The organism is Duganella sp. 1224 (genome assembly GCF_013408245.1).
Classification (GTDB): Bacteria; Pseudomonadota; Gammaproteobacteria; order Burkholderiales; family Burkholderiaceae_D; genus Rugamonas.
The window spans coordinates 23,916-44,668 of record NZ_JACBYS010000003.1 but is presented as its reverse complement, the minus strand read 5'-3'; the positions used below and the strand labels follow the sequence as shown (position 1 = coordinate 44,668).

The 20,753-nt window shown below is 65.7% G+C and carries 13 protein-coding genes; 9 read left to right on the top strand and 4 right to left on the bottom strand.

Annotation, left to right across the window (positions count from 1 at the left end):
- The first annotated feature begins 207 nt into the window (after positions 1 to 207).
- Both FHW58_RS16660 and FHW58_RS16655 read left to right on the top strand, forming a co-directional pair.
- Positions 208 to 3,531 carry a S41 family peptidase gene (locus FHW58_RS16660; RefSeq protein WP_179674289.1) on the top strand — a complete coding sequence of 1,108 codons (3,324 nt, stop codon included), beginning with the start codon at positions 208 to 210 and terminating at the stop codon, positions 3,529 to 3,531.
- A gap of 118 nt (positions 3,532 to 3,649) precedes the next feature.
- Positions 3,650 to 6,079: an FtsX-like permease family protein gene (locus FHW58_RS16655; protein ID WP_229265380.1), complete on the top strand. Its 2,430-nt coding sequence runs from the start codon at positions 3,650 to 3,652 to the stop codon at positions 6,077 to 6,079.
- A gap of 15 nt (positions 6,080 to 6,094) precedes the next feature.
- Here FHW58_RS16655 and FHW58_RS16650 read toward each other — a convergent pair whose 3' ends face one another.
- The 4 genes from FHW58_RS16650 to prpR form a co-directional block, all read right to left on the bottom strand.
- A complete protein-coding gene (locus FHW58_RS16650) occupies positions 6,095 to 6,808 on the bottom strand; it encodes a LytTR family DNA-binding domain-containing protein (RefSeq protein WP_179674288.1) in 714 nt (237 codons plus the stop codon).
- Positions 6,808 to 7,842 (bottom strand): sensor histidine kinase, encoded by a 1,035-nt coding sequence (locus FHW58_RS16645; RefSeq protein WP_179674287.1) that lies wholly within the window; start codon positions 7,840 to 7,842, stop codon positions 6,808 to 6,810. The genes FHW58_RS16650 and FHW58_RS16645 overlap by 1 nt, the downstream gene beginning before the upstream one ends.
- A gap of 5 nt (positions 7,843 to 7,847) precedes the next feature.
- Positions 7,848 to 8,711 carry an alpha/beta fold hydrolase gene (locus FHW58_RS16640; RefSeq protein ID WP_179674286.1) on the bottom strand — a complete coding sequence of 288 codons (864 nt, stop codon included), beginning with the start codon at positions 8,709 to 8,711 and terminating at the stop codon, positions 7,848 to 7,850.
- 149 nt (positions 8,712 to 8,860) lie between these two features.
- Positions 8,861 to 10,600: a propionate catabolism operon regulatory protein PrpR gene (gene prpR, locus FHW58_RS16635; protein WP_179674285.1), complete on the bottom strand. Its 1,740-nt coding sequence runs from the start codon at positions 10,598 to 10,600 to the stop codon at positions 8,861 to 8,863.
- A gap of 145 nt (positions 10,601 to 10,745) precedes the next feature.
- On the opposite strand from prpR, the gene prpB reads away from it, so the two are divergent.
- The 7 genes from prpB (at position 10,746) to FHW58_RS16600 (ending at position 20,700) form a co-directional block, all read left to right on the top strand.
- On the top strand, positions 10,746 to 11,633 hold the full coding sequence (gene prpB / locus FHW58_RS16630) for a methylisocitrate lyase (RefSeq protein ID WP_179674284.1): 888 nt from the start codon (positions 10,746 to 10,748) through the stop codon (positions 11,631 to 11,633).
- A 101-nt stretch (positions 11,634 to 11,734) separates the two neighbouring features.
- Positions 11,735 to 12,883 (top strand): 2-methylcitrate synthase, encoded by a 1,149-nt coding sequence (gene prpC / locus FHW58_RS16625; RefSeq protein ID WP_179674283.1) that lies wholly within the window; start codon positions 11,735 to 11,737, stop codon positions 12,881 to 12,883.
- 2 nt (positions 12,884 to 12,885) lie between these two features.
- Positions 12,886 to 15,501 carry a Fe/S-dependent 2-methylisocitrate dehydratase AcnD gene (acnD, locus tag FHW58_RS16620; protein ID WP_179674282.1) on the top strand — a complete coding sequence of 872 codons (2,616 nt, stop codon included), beginning with the start codon at positions 12,886 to 12,888 and terminating at the stop codon, positions 15,499 to 15,501.
- Complete coding sequence (prpF, locus tag FHW58_RS16615) at positions 15,501 to 16,682, top strand: 2-methylaconitate cis-trans isomerase PrpF (protein ID WP_179674620.1); 1,182 nt, start codon at positions 15,501 to 15,503, stop codon at positions 16,680 to 16,682. Before acnD ends, prpF begins: the two co-directional genes overlap by 1 nt.
- 44 nt (positions 16,683 to 16,726) lie before the next feature.
- Positions 16,727 to 18,661, top strand: a complete 1,935-nt coding sequence (locus FHW58_RS16610) for a propionate--CoA ligase (RefSeq protein WP_373996701.1) — start codon at positions 16,727 to 16,729, stop codon at positions 18,659 to 18,661.
- A 72-nt stretch (positions 18,662 to 18,733) separates the two neighbouring features.
- Positions 18,734 to 19,042, top strand: coding sequence for a DUF485 domain-containing protein (locus tag FHW58_RS16605; protein ID WP_179674280.1), 309 nt, complete (start codon positions 18,734 to 18,736; stop codon positions 19,040 to 19,042).
- A complete protein-coding gene (locus FHW58_RS16600) occupies positions 19,039 to 20,700 on the top strand; it encodes a cation acetate symporter (RefSeq protein ID WP_179674279.1) in 1,662 nt (553 codons plus the stop codon). Before FHW58_RS16605 ends, FHW58_RS16600 begins: the two co-directional genes overlap by 4 nt.
- The last annotated feature ends 53 nt before the right edge of the window (positions 20,701 to 20,753 follow it).

The window sequence follows — 20,753 nt, the reverse complement described above, 5'->3', positions numbered from 1 at the left end:
AAGCCCGCTCTCCAAGCGGGCTTTTTTTCGCGCGCAAAAAAAGCACACCGAACGAAAGGGTCTGACCCCGTACGGGGTCAGACCCTGGCCGCAGCGGTGTGCGGGTTGCACGGGTGCCATCCGCCGCCAAGGCATAGATACAACGTCAACCCCATCCATTCTGTGTCAGAATTGTCGATCCATATGACAACTTTTTGACGCCGTCCCATGAACCTGTCCCGCCCGCTTGCCTTGCTGCTGTTGTCCGCCGGCCTGCTGTCCAGCGCCGCCGCCGCCGATGCCTATTACCGCTATCCCGCCCTGCGCGGCGACACCGTCGTCTTCACCGCCGAAGGCGACCTGTGGCGGACTTCGGCCCACGGCGGCCAGGCCCAGCGCCTGACCACGCACCCGTCGGCCGAAACCAACGCCGCCATCTCGCGCGACGGCCGCTGGGTGGCCTTCTCGGCCGCCTACGAGGGCGCGCAGGAAGCCTACGTGATGCCGCTGGCAGGCGGCCTGCCCAAGCGCATCACGTTTGAAAACGGCGCCGTCACTGTGCTGGGCTGGACCGCGCAGGGCGAGGTGCTGGTCAGCATGGCCAGCGGCACCGGCCCGGGCCGCAGCTACGTCATCGCCGCCGTCACGCCGAGCGACCTGCAACGCCGCATCTTCCCGCTGGCCGACGCCAACGATGCCGTGCTGGATGACGAGGGCAAGACCTTGTACTTCACCCGCAACGGCCTGGCGCTGACCAACGACAACGTCAAGCTCTACCGTGGCGGCGCCTACGCCCAGCTGTGGCGCTACGACCTCGGCGGCAACAGCGAGGCGGTGCAGCTGCTGGCCTCGGACACCGGCAACAACAAGCGCCCGATGTGGTGGCAAGGCCGGCTGTACTTCATCAGCGACCGCGGCGGCTCGGACAATCTGTGGACCATGGCGCCGGACGGCAGCGACCCGCGCCAGCTGACCAGCCACAGCGCCTGGGACGTGCGCAACGCCGCCATGGGCGACGGCCGCATCGCCTATCAATTGGGCGCCGACCTGCACGTGCTGGACCTGGCCGCCAACAAGGATGAAAAACTGGCCATCGACCTGGTGTCGGACTTCGACCAGCAGCGCACCCGCCAGATCCGCTCGCCGCTGGAGACGCTGACCAATGTGCAAATCGCCGGCAAGGTCGAGCGCATCGTGCTGACCGCGCGCGGCCGCGTCAGCGTGGCCGGCACCGGCGCCCAGCGCCGCGTGGAGATCGCCATACCGGAAGGCGCGCGCGCCCGCGACGCCGTCTTCAGCCACGACGACAAATCGGTCTACGCGATCGTCGACAGCACCGGCGAAAACGAAATCTGGAAGTTCGCCGCCGACGGTTCCGGCAAGGGCGAGCAACTGACCAGGGACGGCACCAACCACCGCTGGAAGCTGTACCCGTCGCCGGACGGCCGCTGGCTCGGCCACACCGACAAGAAAGGCCGCTTCTGGCTGCTGGATCTGGCCACCAAGGCCAACACCATCATCGATGACGCCGGCAAGACCGGCGTGGGCGATTACGAGGAAATCCTGTGGTCGCCGGACAGCAAGAACCTGGCGATTGTCCGCGCCGGCAGCACCGAGCAGCGCGAGCAGATCGGCCTGTACAACCTGGCCGACAAGCAGCTGCACTTCGTCACCAGCGACCGCTACACCTCACGCTCGCCGGCCTTTTCGCCGGACGGCAAATGGCTGTACTTCCTCTCCGCCCGCAACTTCACGCTGGCCAACGGCTCGCCGTGGGGCGACCGCAACATGGGCCCGGTGTTCGACAAGCGCACCGGCATCTACGCGCTGGCGCTGCAGCCGGACAACCGCTTCCCGTTCAAGCCGGACGATGAACTGAGCAAGCCGGCCGACAAGCCGGCCGAAGGCGCGACCGAGCAGGCGGCCGAGAGGGCCGCCGAAAAAGCCGTGGCCAAAACCGCCGTGCCCAAGGCGACCGGCAAAACGCTGCCGGCCATCGTCTACGCCGGCCTGGCCGAGCGCCTGTACGAGGTGCCGCTGGCGGCCGGCAATTACCGTGGCCTGCAGATCGACGACAAGCGCCTGTACTTCATTGACGCCGACGGCGCCGACGGCAAGCCGGCGCTGAAAACGCTGGCCATCGCCAGCAACGATCCCAAGCCGGAGGTGTTCGCGGCCAACGTGCGCGAGTTTGATCTGTCGACCGACAAGAAGCACGTCTACTACCGCACGCAGGCCGCCAGCGGTCCGGGCGACATGCTGGTGGTGGACGCCGGCGCCAAGGCGCCGACGGATGTCAGCAAGGCCAAGGTCAAGGTCGACGACTGGACCTTTGTCTCCAATCCGCGCCTGGAGTGGAGGCAGATGTTCAACGACGCCTGGCGCATGCACCGCGACTTCCTGTACGACGTGAAGATGCGCGGCGCCGACTGGCCGGCGGTGCGCGCCAAGTACGCGCCGCTGGTGGACCGCGTGACCGACCGCGCGGAACTCAACGACGTATTGGGCATGATGATTTCCGAAGTGGGCGCGCTGCACTCGCAGATCGCGCCGGGCGACATCCGCCGCTCGGCGCCGGAAGGCACGCCGGCCGGCCTGGGCGCGCTGCTGACGCGCACCGCCGACGGCTACCGCGTCGACCATATCTACGCCAGCGAACCGGAACTGCCGACGCAGCGCGGCCCGCTGGCGCAGGCGGGCGTGGACGTGAAGGAGGGCGACATCATCACCGCCGTCAACGGCAAGCCGGTGCTGGAGGCGCGCGACATCGCCGACCTGCTGCTTAATCAGGCCGACAAGCAGGTGCTGCTGGAGGTCAGGCGCAAGAACGACACGCGCAAGGTGATCGTCCTGCCGGTCAACATGGTCAAGCAGAACGCGCTGCGCTACAGCGACTGGGAACAATCGCGTGCGCGTCAGGTGGAGGCGGCGTCGAAAGGCCGCATCGGCTACCTGCACCTGCGCGCGATGGGCGCCAACGACATCGCCTCGTTCGCGCGCGACTTCTACGCCAACGTCAACCGCGAAGGGCTGATCATCGACGTCCGCCGCAACAACGGCGGCAACATCGACAGCTGGATCATCGAAAAGCTGCTGCGCAAGGCCTGGGCCTTCTGGGCGCCGCCGGGCGTGGCGCCGTCGCCGAACATGCAGCACACCTTCCGCGGCCACCTGGTGGTGCTGGTGGACGAGTACACCTATTCGGATGGCGAGACCTTCGCCGCCGGCGTCAAGGCGCTGGGCCTCGGGCCGCTGGTCGGCAAGCGCACCGCCGGCGCCGGCGTCTGGCTGAGCGATAACAATCGCCTCAGCGACAACGGCATGGCGCGCGTGGCCGAGATGGGCCAGTTCAACACGCAGGACGGCCAGTGGCTGATCGAAGGCGTGGGCGTGACGCCGGACGTGGTGGTCGACAATCCGCCGCATGCCACTTATCAGGGGCAGGATCGCCAGCTGGAGGCGGCATTGCAGCTGTTGGATAAAAAAATCAGGGAGCAGCCGGTCAAGCCCTACACGCCGCAGGTCATCCCTGGCCTGAATGTCCGGAATTGAACAGCTGGCGCGCGGCGCCGGCGTTCGTTTCCGCACACCGCGCCGCCGCCACGCGCATTTGTGCGCGTGGCATGGATGTTGCAGTCAGAAGCGATAACTTCACTACGCACTGACACCCATGGACTTCCGCATTGGCTGGCGCACCCTGGCGCAGCAACCGGCGTACGCGCTAACGGTCATCTTCAGCCTCGGTATCGGCCTGGCGGCGAGCCTGCTGCTGCTTGGCTTCGTGCGTTTTTCGAGCAGCTACAACGCCGACATTCCGCATGTGGATCAGCTATACGTCGTCAACCAGTACTACAACGTGGCGGCCGAACGGCCCAAGTATGAAGCCGCGCCGCTGTTCCTGCGCGCGGTGGCCATAAATACCCCGGGTGTGAAGGATGCCACCAGCTATCTGCCGATGCGTCCCGTCGAGCGGCCGCTGGTGGTGCGCGCGCGGAACGGGCTGCAGCGCCTTGGCGCGCTGGTGGTGCTGCCGGGCTTCGACAGCACCCTGGGGCTGCTGGCGCTGCAGGGCAATCTGCGTGTCGCGCTGGAGCAGCCGGACAGCTTTGTGTTGTCCGAGGCGGCGGCGCTGCGCTTGTTCGGCAGCGCGCAGGTGCTGGGCCGTACCTTGCAGGCGGAAGGCAAAACCATCCGCGTTGGCGCCGTGGTCAGCGCGCCAGCCAATACGACGATTCCGTTCGAAGCGCTGTTCGGCGTAAATTCGGTGCTGACCGAGCCGGCGATACGCAGCGAGATGCTGACCGGGGAGCAGGGCTGGATGGGCAAGCTGCTGATCCGCGTGCAGCCTGGCGCCTCGCTGTCCGCCATTCGCGATGCGCTGCAGCGCGTGGTGGCGCGCACGCCCAGCCTGCAGGATGTTCCGCCCGAGACCAAGGCCCGTCTGGCCGGCCGCAGCGCGCTGGATCTCGAACTGGCTCCGCTGCGGGATGCCTATTTCGACCACCGCGTGGAGACGAGCCGCCTGACGCCGTCGCAGCGCGCCAATCCGCTGGTACTGGCCGGACTGACACTGATCGCGCTGGCGATAGTAGCGCTGGCCGCCATCAACTACGTCAACCTGGCAACCGTGCGTGTGCTGCGCCGGCAGCGCGAGGTGGCGATGCGCAAGGTGCTCGGCGCGTCCGCGGCACGCGTCGCCGGCTTGTTCATCGCCGAGTCGGTACTGGTGGCGCTGGCGGCGACGGTGCTTGGCCTGTTGTTGGCGTGGCTGGTGCTGCCGCTCTTTTCGCACATGGTGAATCGTGAGCTGGACGGCATGCTGCGGCTGTCGAATATCGCCGGCGCGCTGGCGCTGGGCGGCGTGCTTGGTGTGCTCACCGCGCTCTATCCCGCGTGGATCGCGTTGCGGGTGCGGCCGGTGCAGGTGCTGGCCGGACGGCCGGACGCCGAATCGGTGGCGAGCATGCGCTTCCGTCGCGCGCTGACCGTGCTGCAGGCCGCCACCGCCATGTGCCTCACCGGCGTCACCATCGCCATCGCCTGGCAGACCGACTACATGATGCGCGCCGAGCCGGGCTTCGATCCGGCGCCGCTGCTGGTGGTTGTTTTGCCGGAACCGGTGCGCGACAGCGACAAGGCGCGCGGCTTTATGGCGGCGCTCGCGGCGCAGCCGGGCGTGGAGGGCGTCGCTGTGTCGGAAGACCCGATCGGCAAGCTGGATATGGCATGGTCGCGCGAGTTGACGCGGCCGGGCGGCACGCCGGCGCTGATGGATATGAAAGGCGTGAGCGCCAACTTCTTTGAGCTCTATCGCATCCAGCCGCTGGCGGGACGGCTGTTTGAAGCGCGGCGCGACAAGGAGGACGATCCGGTGCCAGTGGTGCTGAACGCGATCGCCGTGCGCGAACTCGGATTCGCATCGCCGCAGGCCGCGCTGGGCGAGACGGTGCTGTTCACCGGGTTTGACGGCAAGGTGGTCCGCAAGCGCATCGTCGGCATTGCCCCCGAGCTGCGCTTCCAGTCGCTGCGCTCCCCACCACGCGCGACCGCGTTTGAATTGTGGACGGCGGGCGTCACACTCAGCGTGCGCACGCGCGGCGACAAGGCAGCTGTCGAAGAAGCCGTGCGCCGCCTCTGGCCGCAATACTTCCCTGAGCAGATACTCAACCTGCAGCGCGCCGACGCCATCCTCGCCGCCAACTATGCCGACGACGCGCGCATGGTGCGCGTGCTGGTCGCCGCCAGCCTGGTGGCGATGCTGATCGCCGCCTTTGGCACGTATTCGCTGTCCGCCAACACCGTGCAACGTCGCGCGCGCGAAATCGTGTTGCGCAAGCTCCAAGGCGCGCGCCGCGCCGACATTGGCCTGTTGGTGATGCGCGAATCCAGCGCGCTGACGCTGCTGGCCGCCATCATCGGACTGCCGATCGCGCTGCTGCTGATCCAGCGCTATCTCAGCAATTATATCGCCCACGCCCCCATCGGCGGCTGGACGCTGCTCCTGGCGTTGTTGCTCACCCTGCTGACCACCGCCATCGCCGCCACCCGGCACACCTGGGCTGCCATGCGGCTGCCGCCAGCGGACGCGCTGCGTTCCTGAGCGGCAGCCTGGGAATCAAATGGTGGTCAGCGCCTTGAACTGGGCGGCGCGGCGGCGTGACACCTCCACTTGCAACTGGTCGCGCAGCGTGAGGTCGAGGCCTCCGGCTTCGTTCGGTGCCACTTGTTCGATGAAGTCGAGGTTGACGATGTGACGGCGATTGGCGCGGAAGAAGCGGTCTGGATCGAGCTTTTCTTCAAGCTGGTTCAGGGAGCGCAGCATCAGCGGCTGATGGCGGTCGAAGTACACGCGCGTGTAGTTGCCGTCCGATTCAAACAGGCGGATGTCCTGCACCGGTACGAACCAGCAGCGCTCACCATCCTTGATGAACAGCTTGCGCGTAGTGGCCGGCGCCACCGAGCCGGTGCCACCCAGCCGTTGATGCCGCGCCGCGCAGCGCTGCAGGGCCGCCGCCATGCGTGCCGCCTGGATGGGCTTCTGCAGATAGTCCAGCGCATTGACCTCAAACGCCTGCAGCGCGTACTGGTCGAACGCGGTGGTGAAGATTACCTCCGGCGCTTCCTCCAGCGCGGCCAGCATGTCGAAGCCGGAACCGCCGGGCATCTGCACGTCGAGAAAAATCAGGTCCGGCTTCAGCGCCGCGATCTGCTGCAGGCCATCGGCCGCGTTGACCGCTTCGCCCACAATCTCCACATCGGGATGCGCCGCCAGCAGGCGTCGCAGTTCGGCGCGCGCCAGGCGCTCGTCATCGATCAGTAATGCCCGCATTACGCGGCCTCCGGCAAGGTCATTGTGGCGCGTACCCATCCACTGTTTTCGGATAATTCCAGTTGCGCATGCTCGCCCAGCGCGAGGGCGAGACGCTTGCGCGTGTTGGTCAGGCCCACCTTGGTGGAATTCGCAAACGGCACAATCGCGCCCAGGTTGGCGATTTCGATGTGCACCGCGCCATCGTCCAGCCGCTGCGCGCGGATGCGGATCTCGCTGCCGGTGGGGCTGGCTTCCACGCCGTATTTGACCGCGTTCTCCACCAGCGTTTGCAGCGACATCGGCGGAATCCGCACCTGATCCAGCCCGACGCCGATTTCCACGCTGACCCGCATGCGCTCCTCAAAGCGGATCTTCTCGATGGACAGGTAAGCCTGCACCGCCTCGATCTCCGCCGCCAGCGGCACGGTTTCATGATGGCCCGACTGCAGCGCGTAGCGCATCACGCTGGCCAGCTGGTCGATCATCAGGGCGGCGGAATCGGCGTCTTCATAAATCAGCGCCCGCACGCTGTTCATGCTATTGAAGAAGAAGTGCGGATTGACCTGCGCCTGCAGGGCGCGCAGCTCCGCATCCTTGGCCGCTACCTCCAGCCGCAGCGACTCGGCCTCCGCGCGGTTGGCGCGGCGCAGCGAGATCACCGCCATGTAGAAGATATTCCACACCAGGTACACCGCCCACCACGACATCAGCGCGCCGGGCACCCAGCCAAAACCGCGATCCATGTGCTGCGGCTGGAAGACCAGGTAGCCCAGATACTGGATGAAGGTGTGGATGGTGCCGAGTATCAGCACGGCGGCCGCCACCAGTTTCCAGCTGGTGCGCTGGCGGTTGCGGATGCGGCGCTTGATGACACGGTGCCACATATCGGTAATCAGCAAGCCGCTGACGGCGCCCCATGTCATGACCCACATCAGGTTCTGCACGCGCCAGGCGCCCATCAGGAAGGACATCAGCGGCAGGAAGGTCCAGCCGGACAGCTGAAAGATCCAGTACCAGTTCAGGCGCGCGATCAGCGGACGTTTGTCGTTCATGGTGCTCAGTTGAGGAAGTTGTCGATGCGATCATACATCCAGGCCGGGTCGTCGACCATGATGAAGTGACGGGCGTTTTCGGCCATTTCCACGCGCACGCCCGGCAGCTTGGCATATTGCGCGGTGTAGATCGACGCGATGGCCTGCTTGGGCACATAGTCCTTGTAAGCGATCCATGTGCCCAGCACCAGTGTCGGCGCCTTGATGCGGCTGATATCGTCGCGCAGGTCGGCGGCCATCAATTCGGCCATGCTGTCGATCACGGTGTCGCGGTCCGACTGCTTGCTGTTGGCGATGACGCGGTCGATGTCTTCCTGCTTGGTGATCATGGTGCGCAGGGTGCGCATCTGGTTGGCCTTGAACGTCTCGGCGTCCTGCGCCTTCATGCCGGCGCGCATGACGTCGGCCTGCTGCTTCAGTTGACCGCGGGTGAGCGATGGCACTTGCGTCGCGCCCAGCGCCGGCAGCGAGTCGACGATGACCAGCTGGCCCACCTGGTCCGGATGATCCGCCGCCAGCTTCATGCCGAGATAGCCGCCCAGGCTATGGCCGATGACGACTGGATGATCGAGTTTGTTGTCCTTGATGTAGGCGCTCAGTTGCCGTTCGGCGGCCGGCAGTAGCGGTTCCTGGATGGCCGGTTGGCCCGCAAAGCCCGCCAGCGTCAGCACGTGGCATTGATGCTTGCCGCTGGCGCAGTAATGCGCCACCGTGCCGTCCCACACGCTGCCGGGCGAGGCCAGGCCGGGAATCAGGATGATGGGCGCGCCGGCGCCAGTCACGTCGACCTTGAATGCGGGATGGTCGGCGGCGGCGGCCTGGCCGACGATCATGGTGGCGGCGAAAGCGGCGATGGTCTTGATCAGCATGGTGTTCCCCTCTTGTGGCGTTGTTGAGTCAGTGAGGCCATGCTATCGCCCGGCCATGGCGGTGGCGACGCGTACATGATGAGCGGTTTTTCCGGCTGGATGAGCGGTAGCGGCCTTGCAGCCAGCGGGGACGCCGGCCGGCGCACGGGTCATGCGCCGCCTTCCGCCTTCAGTTTACGCCAGAGCGTGGTGCGGCTGATGCCGAGGTACTCGGCCGCGGCGTCGCGCCGGCCGCCAAAGCGGGCCAGCACGGATGCGATGCTGTCGGCGCGCGACGGCGCGGTCATGGCGCCGCTGGCCGACGCCGCTGGCCACGCAGGCGACGGCAGCGGCGAGGGCGCTGAATGTGCGGAGTGGGCTGAGTGCGCTGAGTAAGGCGTGTGCGCGGCATGCGGCATGTGCTGGGCATGGTGCACCGGCGCCTGCCGCGCGGCCAGCTCGGGTGCGACGCTGAGCACGAAAGCCGGCGTCAACGCCTGCAGCGGCTCGGCGGCCAGGAACAGCGCCAGGCGCTCGGTCAGGTTGCGCAGCTCGCGCACATTGCCGGGCCAGTCGTAACGCTGCAGCAGCGGCGCGCATGCCGCCATCTCGGCATGCAGATTGGGATGCGGCCGCGCGCCCAGCGACGCCAGCGCGTTCTTCAGCGACCATTCCGCCAGCGACATCACATCCTCCGGCCGCGCGCGCAGTGGCGGCAGTGTCAATCGCAGCACCGCCAGCCGGTAAAACAGGTCGGCGCGGAAGCGGCCCTCGCGCACGCGTTGTTCAAGATCGCAATGCGTGGCGCTGATGATGCGCACATTGACCGGTATCGGCCGCGTGCCGCCCACCCGCACCACCTCGCGTTCCTCCAGCACCCGCAGCAGGCGCGTTTGCAGCGCCAGCGGCATCTCGCCAATCTCGTCGAGCAACAGTGTGCCGTGATTGGCGGCCTCGAACAGGCCAGCATGGCCGCCACGCCGTGCGCCGGTGAACGCGCCTTCCTCGTGCCCGAACAGCTCCGACTCCAGCAGCGACTCGGCAATCGCGCCGCAGTTGACCGCCACGAACGGGCGGTTGGGACCCAGCGTGCGCGGCGCCTCGCGGTGAATGGCCTGCGCCACCAGCTCCTTGCCGCAACCGGTTTCGCCCTGTATCAGCACCGTCGCCGGCGACTTCGCGTATAGCACCACCGACTGCCGCACCGTCTCCATCGCCACCGAGTCTCCGCGCAGATCGGTGATGCCATGCTTGGCGCGCAGCGTGTCCGTCACCACGGCACCGCGCGCGCGGTTGCGGTTGGACTCCAACTGGGCCAGGTGCGCCATCTCCAGCGCATCGTCAAACGCATGGCGGATCGAAGCGGCGGAGTAGACGAAGACACCGGTCAGCCCCGCTTCCTCGGCCAGATCGGTAATGCGTCCCGCGCCCACAATCGCCTGGATGCCGGCCGCCTTCAGGTCATTGACCTGCGCGCGCGCGTCCTCCTCGGTGACATAAGTGCGCTGCGCCACGTCGAAGCCGAAGGTGCCGGCAAATTCCGCCAGCTCCGCCAGCCGTTCCTGGTACGTGATGATGCCGATGCGGTCGGACACGCGCCGCGCGCGCGCCAGCGCCTGCATCACATCGAAGCCGCTGAACTTGGCGATCACCACCGGCACCGACAGCCGGCCTTTCAGGTAGGCCGCGTTGGAGCCGGCGGCGATGATGGCGTCGCAGCGCTCCGTCGCCAGCCGCTCGCGGATGTGCCGCGCCGCTTCCTCGAAGCCCAGGTGGATCGGTTCGATGGTGGCGAGGTTGTCGTATTCCAGCGTGATGTCGCGGAAGAGGTCGGACAGGCGCGACACCGACACCGTCCAGATGACCGGCTTGTCGTTGACGTCGAAGGGCAGGGGCGTGGAATGTCGCATGTTTCAATTATAGTGCAAAGTTGTTTCAGTGTTTCACTATGAAACATGGTGTGAACTGTAAGTGTTTGATTTATATAAGTTGGCGCTCTGGCACAGCCCTTGCACTACAGAGCGCAACTTCAACGCAACACCGAAAGGTCACAACATGAGTCACTACTCCGCTGGCGCCGCGTTCCGCAAAGCCGTTCAGGAAGAATCCCCATTGCAGGTGGTCGGCGCCATCAACGCCAACCACGCGCTGCTGGCCAAGCGTGCCGGCTTCAAGGCGATCTACCTGTCCGGCGGCGGTGTGGCCGCGGGTTCGCTCGGCCTGCCAGACCTGGGCATCTCGAATCTGGACGACGTGCTAACCGACGTGCGCCGCATCACGGACGTGTGCGACCTGCCGCTGCTGGTCGACTCGGACACCGGCTTTGGCGCCTCCGCCTTCAATGTCGCCCGCACCGTCAAGTCGCTGATCAAGTTCGGCGCCGCTGCCACCCACATCGAAGACCAGGTGGGCGCCAAGCGTTGCGGCCATCGTCCGGGCAAGGAAATCGTCAGCAAGGACGAGATGGTGGACCGCATCAAGGCCGCCGTCGATGCGCGCACCGACGACCAGTTCGTCATCATGGCCCGCACCGATGCGTTGGCGGTGGAGGGACTGGACGCCGCCATCGAACGCGCCGTCGCTTGCGTGGAAGCGGGCGCCGACATGATCTTCCCGGAGGCGATGATCACGCTGGATATGTACAAGCGGTTCGCTGCCGCCGTCAAAGTGCCGGTGCTGGCCAATATCACGGAGTTTGGCTCCACGCCGCTGTTCACCGTCGATGAACTGCGCAGCGCCGATGTGGGGCTGGTGCTGTATCCGCTGTCGGCCTTCCGCGCCATGAACAAGGCGGCGGAAAACGTCTATGGCGCGATTCGCCGCGATGGTACGCAGAAGAACGTCATCGACACCATGCAGACCCGCGCGGAACTCTACGACCGGATCAACTACCACGATTTCGAACAGAAGCTGGATGCGCTGTTCGCGGCCCAGAAAAAATAACCCGACGCCCCGGCGAAAGCCGGTGCCCATGCTGAGTTGGCGTTTAGACGTTCTATGGGTTCCGGCTTTCGCCGGAACGACACAATACCGGAGATAACGACATGACCGAATCCACCACCTTCAAACCCAAAAAATCCGTTGCCCTGTCGGGCGTCGCAGCCGGTAACACCGCGCTGTGCTCCGTCGGCAAAACCGGCAATGACCTGCACTATCGCGGCTATGACATCCTGGACGTGGCCACCACCTGCGAGTTCGAAGAAATCGCCTACCTGCTGGTGCACGGAAAACTGCCGGCCGAAGCGGAACTGCGCGGCTACAAGGCCAAACTGAAATCGCTGCGCGGCCTGCCGCAGGCGGTAAAGTCGGCGCTGGAGGCGCTGCCGGCATCGGCCCACCCGATGGATGTGATGCGCACCGGCGTCTCGGTGCTCGGCTGCGTGCTGCCGGAGAAGGACGACCACAATGTGCCCGGCGCGCGCGACATCGCCGATCGCCTGATGGCCTCCTTCGGCTCCATGCTGCTGTACTGGTATCACTACAGCCATAACGGCAAGCGCATCGAGGTGGAAACCGACGACGACTCCATCGGCGGCCACTTCCTGCACCTGCTGCACGGCCAGAAGCCGAAGGATTCGTGGGTACGCGCGATGCACACCTCGCTGATCCTGTACGCGGAACACGAATTCAACGCCTCCACCTTCACCAGCCGCGTCATCGCCGGCACCGGCTCGGACATCCACTCGGCCATTACCGGGGCGATCGGCGCGCTGCGCGGTCCGAAGCACGGCGGCGCCAACGAAGTCGCGTTTGAAATCCAGAAGCGCTACGAAAATCCGGACGAAGCGGAGGCCGACATCCGCAACCGCGTCGCCAACAAGGAAGTGGTGATCGGCTTCGGCCACCCGGTGTACACCGTCTCCGACCCGCGCAACGTGGTGATCAAGGAAGTGGCGCGCCAGCTGTCGGAGGAAGCCGGTTCCACCAAGATGTTCGACATCGCCGAGCGCCTGGAATCGGTGATGTGGGAGATTAAAAAGATGTTCCCGAACCTGGACTGGTTCTCGGCCGTGTCGTATCACATGATGGGCGTGCCGACCGCCATGTTCACGCCGCTGTTCGTCATCTCGCGCACCTCCGGCTGGTCGGCGCACATCATCGAGCAGCGCATCGACAACAAGATCATCCGCCCGAGCGCCAACTACGTCGGCCCGGAAGACCTGACTTTCGTCCCGATCAAGGACCGCAAATAATCATGAACACCGCATTCCGCAAGCCCTTGCCGGGCACCCAACTGGACTACTTCGACGCGCGCGCCGCGGTCGATGCAATCCAGCCGGGCGCCTGGGCCAAACTGCCTTACACCTCGCGCGTACTGGCGGAAAACCTCGTGCGCCGCTGTGACCCGGCCACGCTCAACGCCTCGCTGTCGCAGTTGATCGAACGCCGGCGCGACCTGGACTTTCCCTGGTTCCCGGCGCGCGTGGTGTGCCACGACATTCTGGGCCAGACCGCGCTGGTCGACCTGGCCGGCCTGCGCGACGCCATCGCCCTGCAAGGTGGCGATCCGGCGCTGGTCAATCCGGTGGTGCCGACGCAGCTGGTGGTGGATCACTCGCTGGCAGTGGAATGCGGCGGCTTCGATCCCGACGCTTTCGCCAAGAACCGCGCCATTGAAGACCGCCGCAACGAGGACCGCTTCGATTTCATCAACTGGACCAAGAAGGCTTTCAAGAACGTCGATGTGATCCCGCCGGGGAACGGCATCCTGCACCAGATTAACCTGGAGCGCATGTCGCCGGTGATTCAGGCCGTGGACGGCGTGGCCTTCCCGGACACGCTGGTCGGCACCGACTCGCACACGCCGATGGTGGACGCGCTGGGTGTGATCGCCATCGGCGTCGGCGGCCTGGAAGCCGAGAGCGTGATGCTGGGCCGCGCGTCGTGGATGCGTCTTCCGGACATCATCGGCGTGGAACTGGGCGGCAAGCCGCGACCCGGCATCACCGCCACCGACATCGTGCTGGCGCTGACCGAATTCCTGCGCAAGCAGAAGGTGGTGTCGTCGTATCTGGAGTTCTACGGCGAAGGCGCCGCGCACCTGACGCTGGGCGACCGCGCCACCATTTCCAACATGGCGCCTGAATACGGTTCCACGGCGGCGATGTTCTACATCGACCAGCAGACCATCAAGTACCTCCGGCTGACCGGCCGCGATGACGAAACGGTCAGGCTGGTGGAAACCTACGCGAAGGAGACGGGCCTGTGGGGCGATGCGCTGGCGGGCGCGGAATATGAGCGCGTGCTGCAGTTCGACCTGTCCACCGTGGTGCGCAACATCGCCGGCCCGTCGAATCCGCACAACCGCGTGGCGACGGCCGACCTGGCCGCGCGCGGCATCGCCCGTCCGGCGGACAGCGCGGATGCCGCATCCGCCGCTGCCGGTGCGCTGCCGGATGGCGCCTGCATCATCGCCGCCATCACCAGCTGCACCAACACCAATAACCCGCGCAACATGATCGCCGCCGGTTTGTTGGCCCGCAACGCCAACGCGCGCGGGCTGACGCGCAAGCCGTGGGTCAAGTCCTCGCTGGCGCCGGGCTCCAAGACCGTCACGCTGTACCTGGAAGAAGCCGGCCTGCTGCCGGAGCTGGAAAAGCTGGGCTTCGGCGTGGTGGCCTACGCCTGCACGTCCTGCAACGGCATGTCCGGCGCGCTCGATCCCGCGATCCAGAAAGAGGTGGTGGAGCGCGACCTGTATGCCACCGCCGTCCTGTCGGGCAACCGCAACTTCGACGGCCGCATCCACCCCTACGCCAAGCAGGCCTTCCTGGCCTCGCCGCCGCTGGTGGTGGCCTACGCCATCGCCGGCAGCATCCGCTTCGACATCGAGAAGGATGTGCTGGGCCATGACGCCAATGGCCAGCCGGTGACGCTGAAAGACATCTGGCCATCGGACGAAGAGATCGATGCCATCGTCGCCAGCGCCGTCAAACCGGAGCAGTACCGCAAGGTCTACATCCCGATGTTTGCGCGCGGCGCCGACAGCGGCGAACGCGCCGAGCCGCTGTACGACTGGCGTCCGCAATCGACCTACATCCGCCGTCCACCGTACTGGGAAGGCGCGCTGGCCGGCGAGCGCACGCTGCGCGGCATGCGCCCGCTGGCGCTGCTGGGCGATAACATCACCACCGACCACCTGTCGCCGTCCAACGCCATCATGATGAACTCCGCGGCCGGCGAGTACCTGCACAAAATGGGCCTGCCGGAAGAGGACTTCAACTCCTACGCCACGCATCGCGGCGACCACCTGACCGCGCAACGCGCCACCTTCGCCAATCCCACGCTGAAGAACGAGATGGTGCGCGACGCCGACGGCAAGGTCAAAGCCGGCTCGCTGGCGCGTGTTGAGCCGGACGGCAGGGTGATGCGCATGTGGGAAGCGATTGAAACCTACATGGACCGCAAGCAGCCGCTGATCATCATCGCCGGCGCCGACTACGGGCAGGGCTCGTCGCGCGACTGGGCGGCCAAGGGCGTGCGGCTGGCGGGCGTGGAGGCGATTGTGGCCGAAGGCTTCGAGCGCATCCACCGCACCAACCTGGTCGGCATGGGCGTGCTGCCGCTGGAATTCCAGCCGGGCGTCAACCGCCTGACGTTGGGCCTGGACGGCACCGAGACCTACGACGTGATCGGCGAACGCACGCCACGCGCCACGCTGACGCTGGTGATCCATCGCCGCGATGGCACGGGCATGCAGGTGCCGGTGATCTGCCGTCTCGACACGGCGGAGGAAGTGTCGATCTATGAAGCCGGCGGCGTGCTGCAACGCTTCGCGCAGGACTTCCTGGAATCCGCAAAGGCCGCATGATGACGCACAAGCCACAAATCAAAATTCCCGCCACCTATATGCGTGGCGGCACCAGCAAGGGCGTGTTCTTCCGCCTGCAGGACCTGCCGGAAGCGGCGCAGCGGCCGGGCGCGGCGCGCGACCAGTTGCTGCTGCGCGTGATCGGCAGCCCGGACCCGTACGGCAAGCAGATCGACGGCATGGGCGGCGCCACGTCCAGCACCAGCAAGACGGTGATCCTGTCGCGCAGCGAGCGCCCGGACCACGACGTCGACTACCTGTTCGGCCAGGTCTCCATCGACCAGGCCTTCATCGACTGGAGCGGCAACTGCGGCAACCTGTCGGCGGCGGTGGGCGCGTTCGCCATCAGCGGCGGGCTGGTTGACCCGGCCCGCGTGCCGCGCGACGGTGTGGCGATGGTGCGCGTGTGGCAGGCCAACATCGGCAAGACGATCATCGCCCACATCCCAATGACCAACGGCGAGGTGCAGGAGACCGGCGACTTCGAACTGGATGGCGTCACCTTCCCGGCGGCCGAGGTGCAACTGGAATTCATGGACCCGGCGGCGGAAGAGGAGGGTGCCGGCGGCGCGATGTTCCCGACCGGCCAACTGGTGGACGACCTCGACGTGCCAGGCGTCGGCACCTTGAAGGCGACCATGATCAACGCCGGTATCCCGACCATCTTCATCAACGCCGACGCCATCGGCTATACGGGCACCGAGCTGCAGGACGCCATCAACGGCGACGCCCAAGCGCTGGCCATGTTCGAGACGATACGTGCCCACGGCGCGCTGCGCATGGGCCTCATCAAGGACCTGGGCGAGGCGGCCATGCGCCAGCACACGCCCAAGGTGGCGTTCGTGGCGCCGCCGGCCGCGTATGTGGCTTCCAGCGGCAAGCCGGTGGCGGCGGGGGATATCGACCTGCTGGTGCGCGCGCTCTCGATGGGCAAGCTGCACCACGCCATGATGGGCACAGCCGCCGTGGCCATCGGCACGGCGGCGGCGATCCCCGGCACGCTGGTCAACCTGGCGGCGGGCGGCGGTGAACGCAACGCGGTGCGCTTCGGCCACCCGTCCGGCACGTTGCGGGTGGGCGCGGAAGCGGTGCAGCAGAACGGAGAATGGAGCGTGACAAAAGCGGTCATGAGCCGCAGCGCGCGGGTACTGATGGAAGGCTGGGTACGCGTACCCGCCTGAGCACTTCCACCGTCATTCCGGCGAAAGCCGGAATCCATAGAACGCTGGCGGAACACGCTCAGCATGGGTTCCGGCGTTCGCCGGAACGACGCGGGGCATCGAACGGAGGAGACATGAAGTACGCTGATTTTTATCAGCGCTCTATCGTCACGCCAGAAGCGTTCTGGCGTGACGAAGCTGCGCTCATCGACTGGAACACGCCGTTTTCACAGGTGCTGGACGATTCCCGTCCGCCGTTCGCCCGCTGGTTCGTGGGCGGCACCACCAACCTCTGTCACAACGCGGTGGACCGCTGGTGCGCCACCCAGGGCGACCAACCCGCGTTAATCGCCATCTCCACCGAAACCAACACGGAGCGCAGCTACTCCTTCAATCAGCTGCACGCGGAAGTCCAGCGCTGGGCGGCGATGATGCAGTCGCTCGGCGTGCGCAAGGGCGACCGGGTACTGATCTACATGCCGATGATCGCCGAGGCGGCGTTTGCGATGCTGGCCTGCGCCCGCATCGGCGCCGTGCACTCGGTGGTATTCGGCGGCTTCGCGGCCAACAGCCTGGCCAGCCGCATCGACGACGCCAGGCCGGTGCTGATCGTCTCCGCCGATGCCGGCTCGCGCAACGGCAAGGCCATTCCCTACAAGCCGCTGCTGGACGAAGCGATCGCGCTGTCCTCCGCCAAGCCGTCGCGCGTGCTGCTGGTGGACCGCGGCATGGCGCCCATGCAGCGCATGGAGGGGCGCGATGTTGACTATGCCACGTTGAGCGCCAGCCATCTGGCCGCGCAAGTGCCGGTCACGTGGCTGGAGTCGAACGAGCCGTCTTATATCCTGTACACCTCCGGCACCACCGGCAAGCCGAAAGGCGTGCAGCGCGACGTCGGCGGCTACGCGGTCGCGCTGGCGGCGTCGATGAAATACAATTTCTGCGGCCGCGCCGGCGAAACCTTTTTCGCCACGTCGGACATCGGCTGGGTGGTGGGCCATTCCTACATCGTCTACGGGCCACTGATCGCCGGCATGGCGACCATCATGTACGAAGGCCTGCCGATATGCCCCGATCCCGGCATCTGGTGGCGCATCGTCGAGAAGCACAAGGTCACGCGCATGTTTTCGGCGCCGACCGCGGTGCGCGTGCTGCGCAAGCAGCCGCCGGAATTCATGCGCAAGCATGACCTGTCGTCGCTCAAGGCGCTGTACCTGGCCGGCGAACCGCTCGACGAAACCACCTCCAGCTGGATCGCCGGCGAACTGGGTGTGCCGATCATCGACAACTACTGGCAGACCGAAACCGGCTGGCCGATCCTGTCCATCGCCAAGGGGATAGAAGACCTGCCGACGCGGCTGGGCAGTCCCGGTGTGGCGATGTACGGCTACAAGGTCCGGCTGATCAACGAAACCACCGGCACGGAATGCGGCGCCGATGAAAAGGGCGTGGTCATGATCGAAAGCCCGCTGCCGCCGGGCTGCATGCAGACCGTGTACGGCGACGATCAGCGCTTTGTCGACACCTACTGGTCCGAGATCAACGGCCGCATGATGTACTCCACCTTCGACTGGGGCGTGCGTGATGAAGATGGCTACTACTTCATCCTCGGCCGCACCGATGATGTGATCAACGTCGCCGGCCACCGGCTCGGCACGCGCGAAATCGAGGAAGCGATGACCAGCCATCCGAACGTATCCGAGGTGGCGGTGGTTGGCGTGGCGGACAATATCAAGGGGCAGGTGGCCGTCGCCTTCGCGATCCTGAAAGACGCGGGGGCGGCAACCACCGAGCAGGACATCATGTCCGTGGTCGACCGCCAGCTCGGCGCGGTGGCGCGGCCGGCGCGTGTGTACTTCGTGACGCAGCTGCCCAAGACGCGCTCGGGCAAATTGCTGCGTCGCTCCATACAAGCGATCTGCGAAGGCCGCCATCCCGGGGACCTGACCTCGATCGAAGATCCATCGTCACTTCAGCAGATCCAACGCGCATTGTTGTAAGCCACCGGTAAGGCTGCTCTTCTATTCTGTGTATAAGCTCGAATAGAAGAGCATCGATAACGGAGACACACAATGCAAGACGATTTGGTTCAACAACTTAAACGCGACCCCAATTATCACCAGCTGGTCAAGTCGCGTTCGCGCTTTGGCTGGTGGCTGACCGCCGCCATGATGGTGGTCTACTACGGCTACATCCTGCTGATCGCGTTCGACAAGGAATTCCTCGCATCGAAAACCGGCACCGGCGTCATGACCTGGGGCATGCCGATTGGCCTGTTCGTGATCATCTTCACGGTGCTGATCACCGGCGTCTACGTGCGCCGCGCCAACAGCAAATACGATGAACTGACCCAAGCCATCCACGCCAAGGTGAAAGCATGAGCATCCTGAAACGTCTGATGGCGCCAGCCCTGCTGGCAGCATGCGGCGCCGCGCTGGCCGCCGGCGGTGACCTGGGCCAGGCCGAGCGCCAGCCCACCAACTGGACCGCGATCATCATGTTCGCGGTGTTCGTGCTGTTCACGCTGTACATCACCAAGTGGGCGGCCAAGAAGACCCGCTCCGCTTCCGACTTCTACACCGCCGGCGGCGGCATCACCGGCTTCCAGAACGGCCTGGCGATCGCCGGCGACTTCATGTCGGCGGCATCCTTCCTCGGCATTTCCGCCTCGGTATTCCTGAACGGTTACGATGGCCTGATCTACGCCATCGGCTTCCTGGTTGGCTGGCCGGTCATCACCTTCCTGATGGCCGAGCGCCTGCGCAACCTGGGCCGCTTCACCTTTGCCGACGTGGCGGCGTACCGCTTCAAGCAGGCGCCGATCCGCATCTTCTCGGCCTCCGGCACGCTGGTGGTGGTAGCCTTCTACCTGATCGCGCAGATGGTGGGCGCGGGCCAGTTGATCAAGCTGCTGTTTGGCCTGGAATACTGGATCGCCGTGGTGCTGGTCGGTACGCTGATGATGATCTACGTGCTGTTTGGCGGCATGACCGCCACCACCTGGGTGCAGATCATCAAGGCCGTGATGCTGCTGGGCGGCGCCAGCTTCATGGCGATCGCCGTGCTGGCGCAGTTTAACTTCAGCCCCGAGGCGCTGTTTGCCAAGTCGGTGGAAGTGCACGCCAAGAAGGACGCCATCATGGGCCCCGGCACCTTCATCAAGGACCCTGTCTCCGCGATTTCGTTCGGCATGGCGCTGATGTTCGGCACCGCCGGCCTGCCGCACATCCTGATGCGCTTCTTCACCGTGCCAAGCGCGAAGGAAGCGCGCAAGTCGGTGTTCTGGGCCACCACCTGGATCGCTTACTTCTATATCCTGACCTTCATCATCGGCTTTGGCGCCATTGTCCTGGTGAGCACCAACCCCGAGTTCAAGGACGCGGCGGGCAAGCTCCTGGGCGGTAACAACATGGCGGCGGTGCACCTGGCCAAAGCCGTGGGCGGCAACGTCTTCCTGGGCTTCATCTCGGCCGTGGCCTTTGCCACCATCCTGGCCGTGGTTGCGGGCCTGACGCTGTCCGGCGCCTCGGCCGTATCGCATGACCTGTACGCCACCGTCATCGCCAAGGGCAAGGCCAGCGGCGCCAGCGAACTGAAAGTGTCGAAGATCACCACCATCGCGCTGGGCATCATCGCCGTGGTGCTGGGCATCGCCTTCGAGAAGCAGAACATCGCCTTCATGGTGTCGCTGGCCTTCGCCATCGCGGCGTCGGCCAACTTCCCGGTGCTGTTCATGTCGGTGCTGTGGAAGGGCTGCACCACGCGTGGCGCCACCATCGGCGGCTTTATCGGCCTGACGCTGGCGCTGGTGATGACCGTGCTGTCCAAGTCCGTGTGGGTGGATGTGCTGGGCAACGCGCATGAACTGTTCCCGTACGCCTCGCCGGCCATCTTCTCGATGCCGGCTGGTTTCCTGGGCATCTGGATCTTCTCGCTGCTGGATAACAGCGAACGTGCGCGCATCGACCGCGCGGGCTTCGAGGCGCAGCAAATGCGTTCCGAAACCGGCATCGGCGCCGCCGGCGCCACCGCGCATTGATTTAAAAACCATCTTGTAGTCTAGACAATGCCCGGCCTGTCCGGGCATTGTCG

Bases quoted from the DNA above. Each gene is read 5' to 3' on its own strand.
- FHW58_RS16660 (WP_179674289.1), top strand. From the start codon at position 208: ATGAACCTGTCCCGCCCGCTTGCCTTGCTGCTGTTGTCCGCCGGCCTG.
- FHW58_RS16655 (WP_229265380.1), top strand. From the start codon at position 3,650: ATGGACTTCCGCATTGGCTGGCGCACCCTGGCGCAGCAACCGGCGTAC.
- FHW58_RS16650 (WP_179674288.1), bottom strand. From the start codon at position 6,808: ATGCGGGCATTACTGATCGATGACGAGCGCCTGGCGCGCGCCGAACTG.
- FHW58_RS16645 (WP_179674287.1), bottom strand. From the start codon at position 7,842: ATGAACGACAAACGTCCGCTGATCGCGCGCCTGAACTGGTACTGGATC.
- FHW58_RS16640 (WP_179674286.1), bottom strand. From the start codon at position 8,711: ATGCTGATCAAGACCATCGCCGCTTTCGCCGCCACCATGATCGTCGGC.
- prpR (WP_179674285.1), bottom strand. From the start codon at position 10,600: ATGCGACATTCCACGCCCCTGCCCTTCGACGTCAACGACAAGCCGGTC.
- prpB (WP_179674284.1), top strand. From the start codon at position 10,746: ATGAGTCACTACTCCGCTGGCGCCGCGTTCCGCAAAGCCGTTCAGGAA.
- prpC (WP_179674283.1), top strand. From the start codon at position 11,735: ATGACCGAATCCACCACCTTCAAACCCAAAAAATCCGTTGCCCTGTCG.
- acnD (WP_179674282.1), top strand. From the start codon at position 12,886: ATGAACACCGCATTCCGCAAGCCCTTGCCGGGCACCCAACTGGACTAC.
- prpF (WP_179674620.1), top strand. From the start codon at position 15,501: ATGACGCACAAGCCACAAATCAAAATTCCCGCCACCTATATGCGTGGC.
- FHW58_RS16605 (WP_179674280.1), top strand. From the start codon at position 18,734: ATGCAAGACGATTTGGTTCAACAACTTAAACGCGACCCCAATTATCAC.
- FHW58_RS16600 (WP_179674279.1), top strand. From the start codon at position 19,039: ATGAGCATCCTGAAACGTCTGATGGCGCCAGCCCTGCTGGCAGCATGC.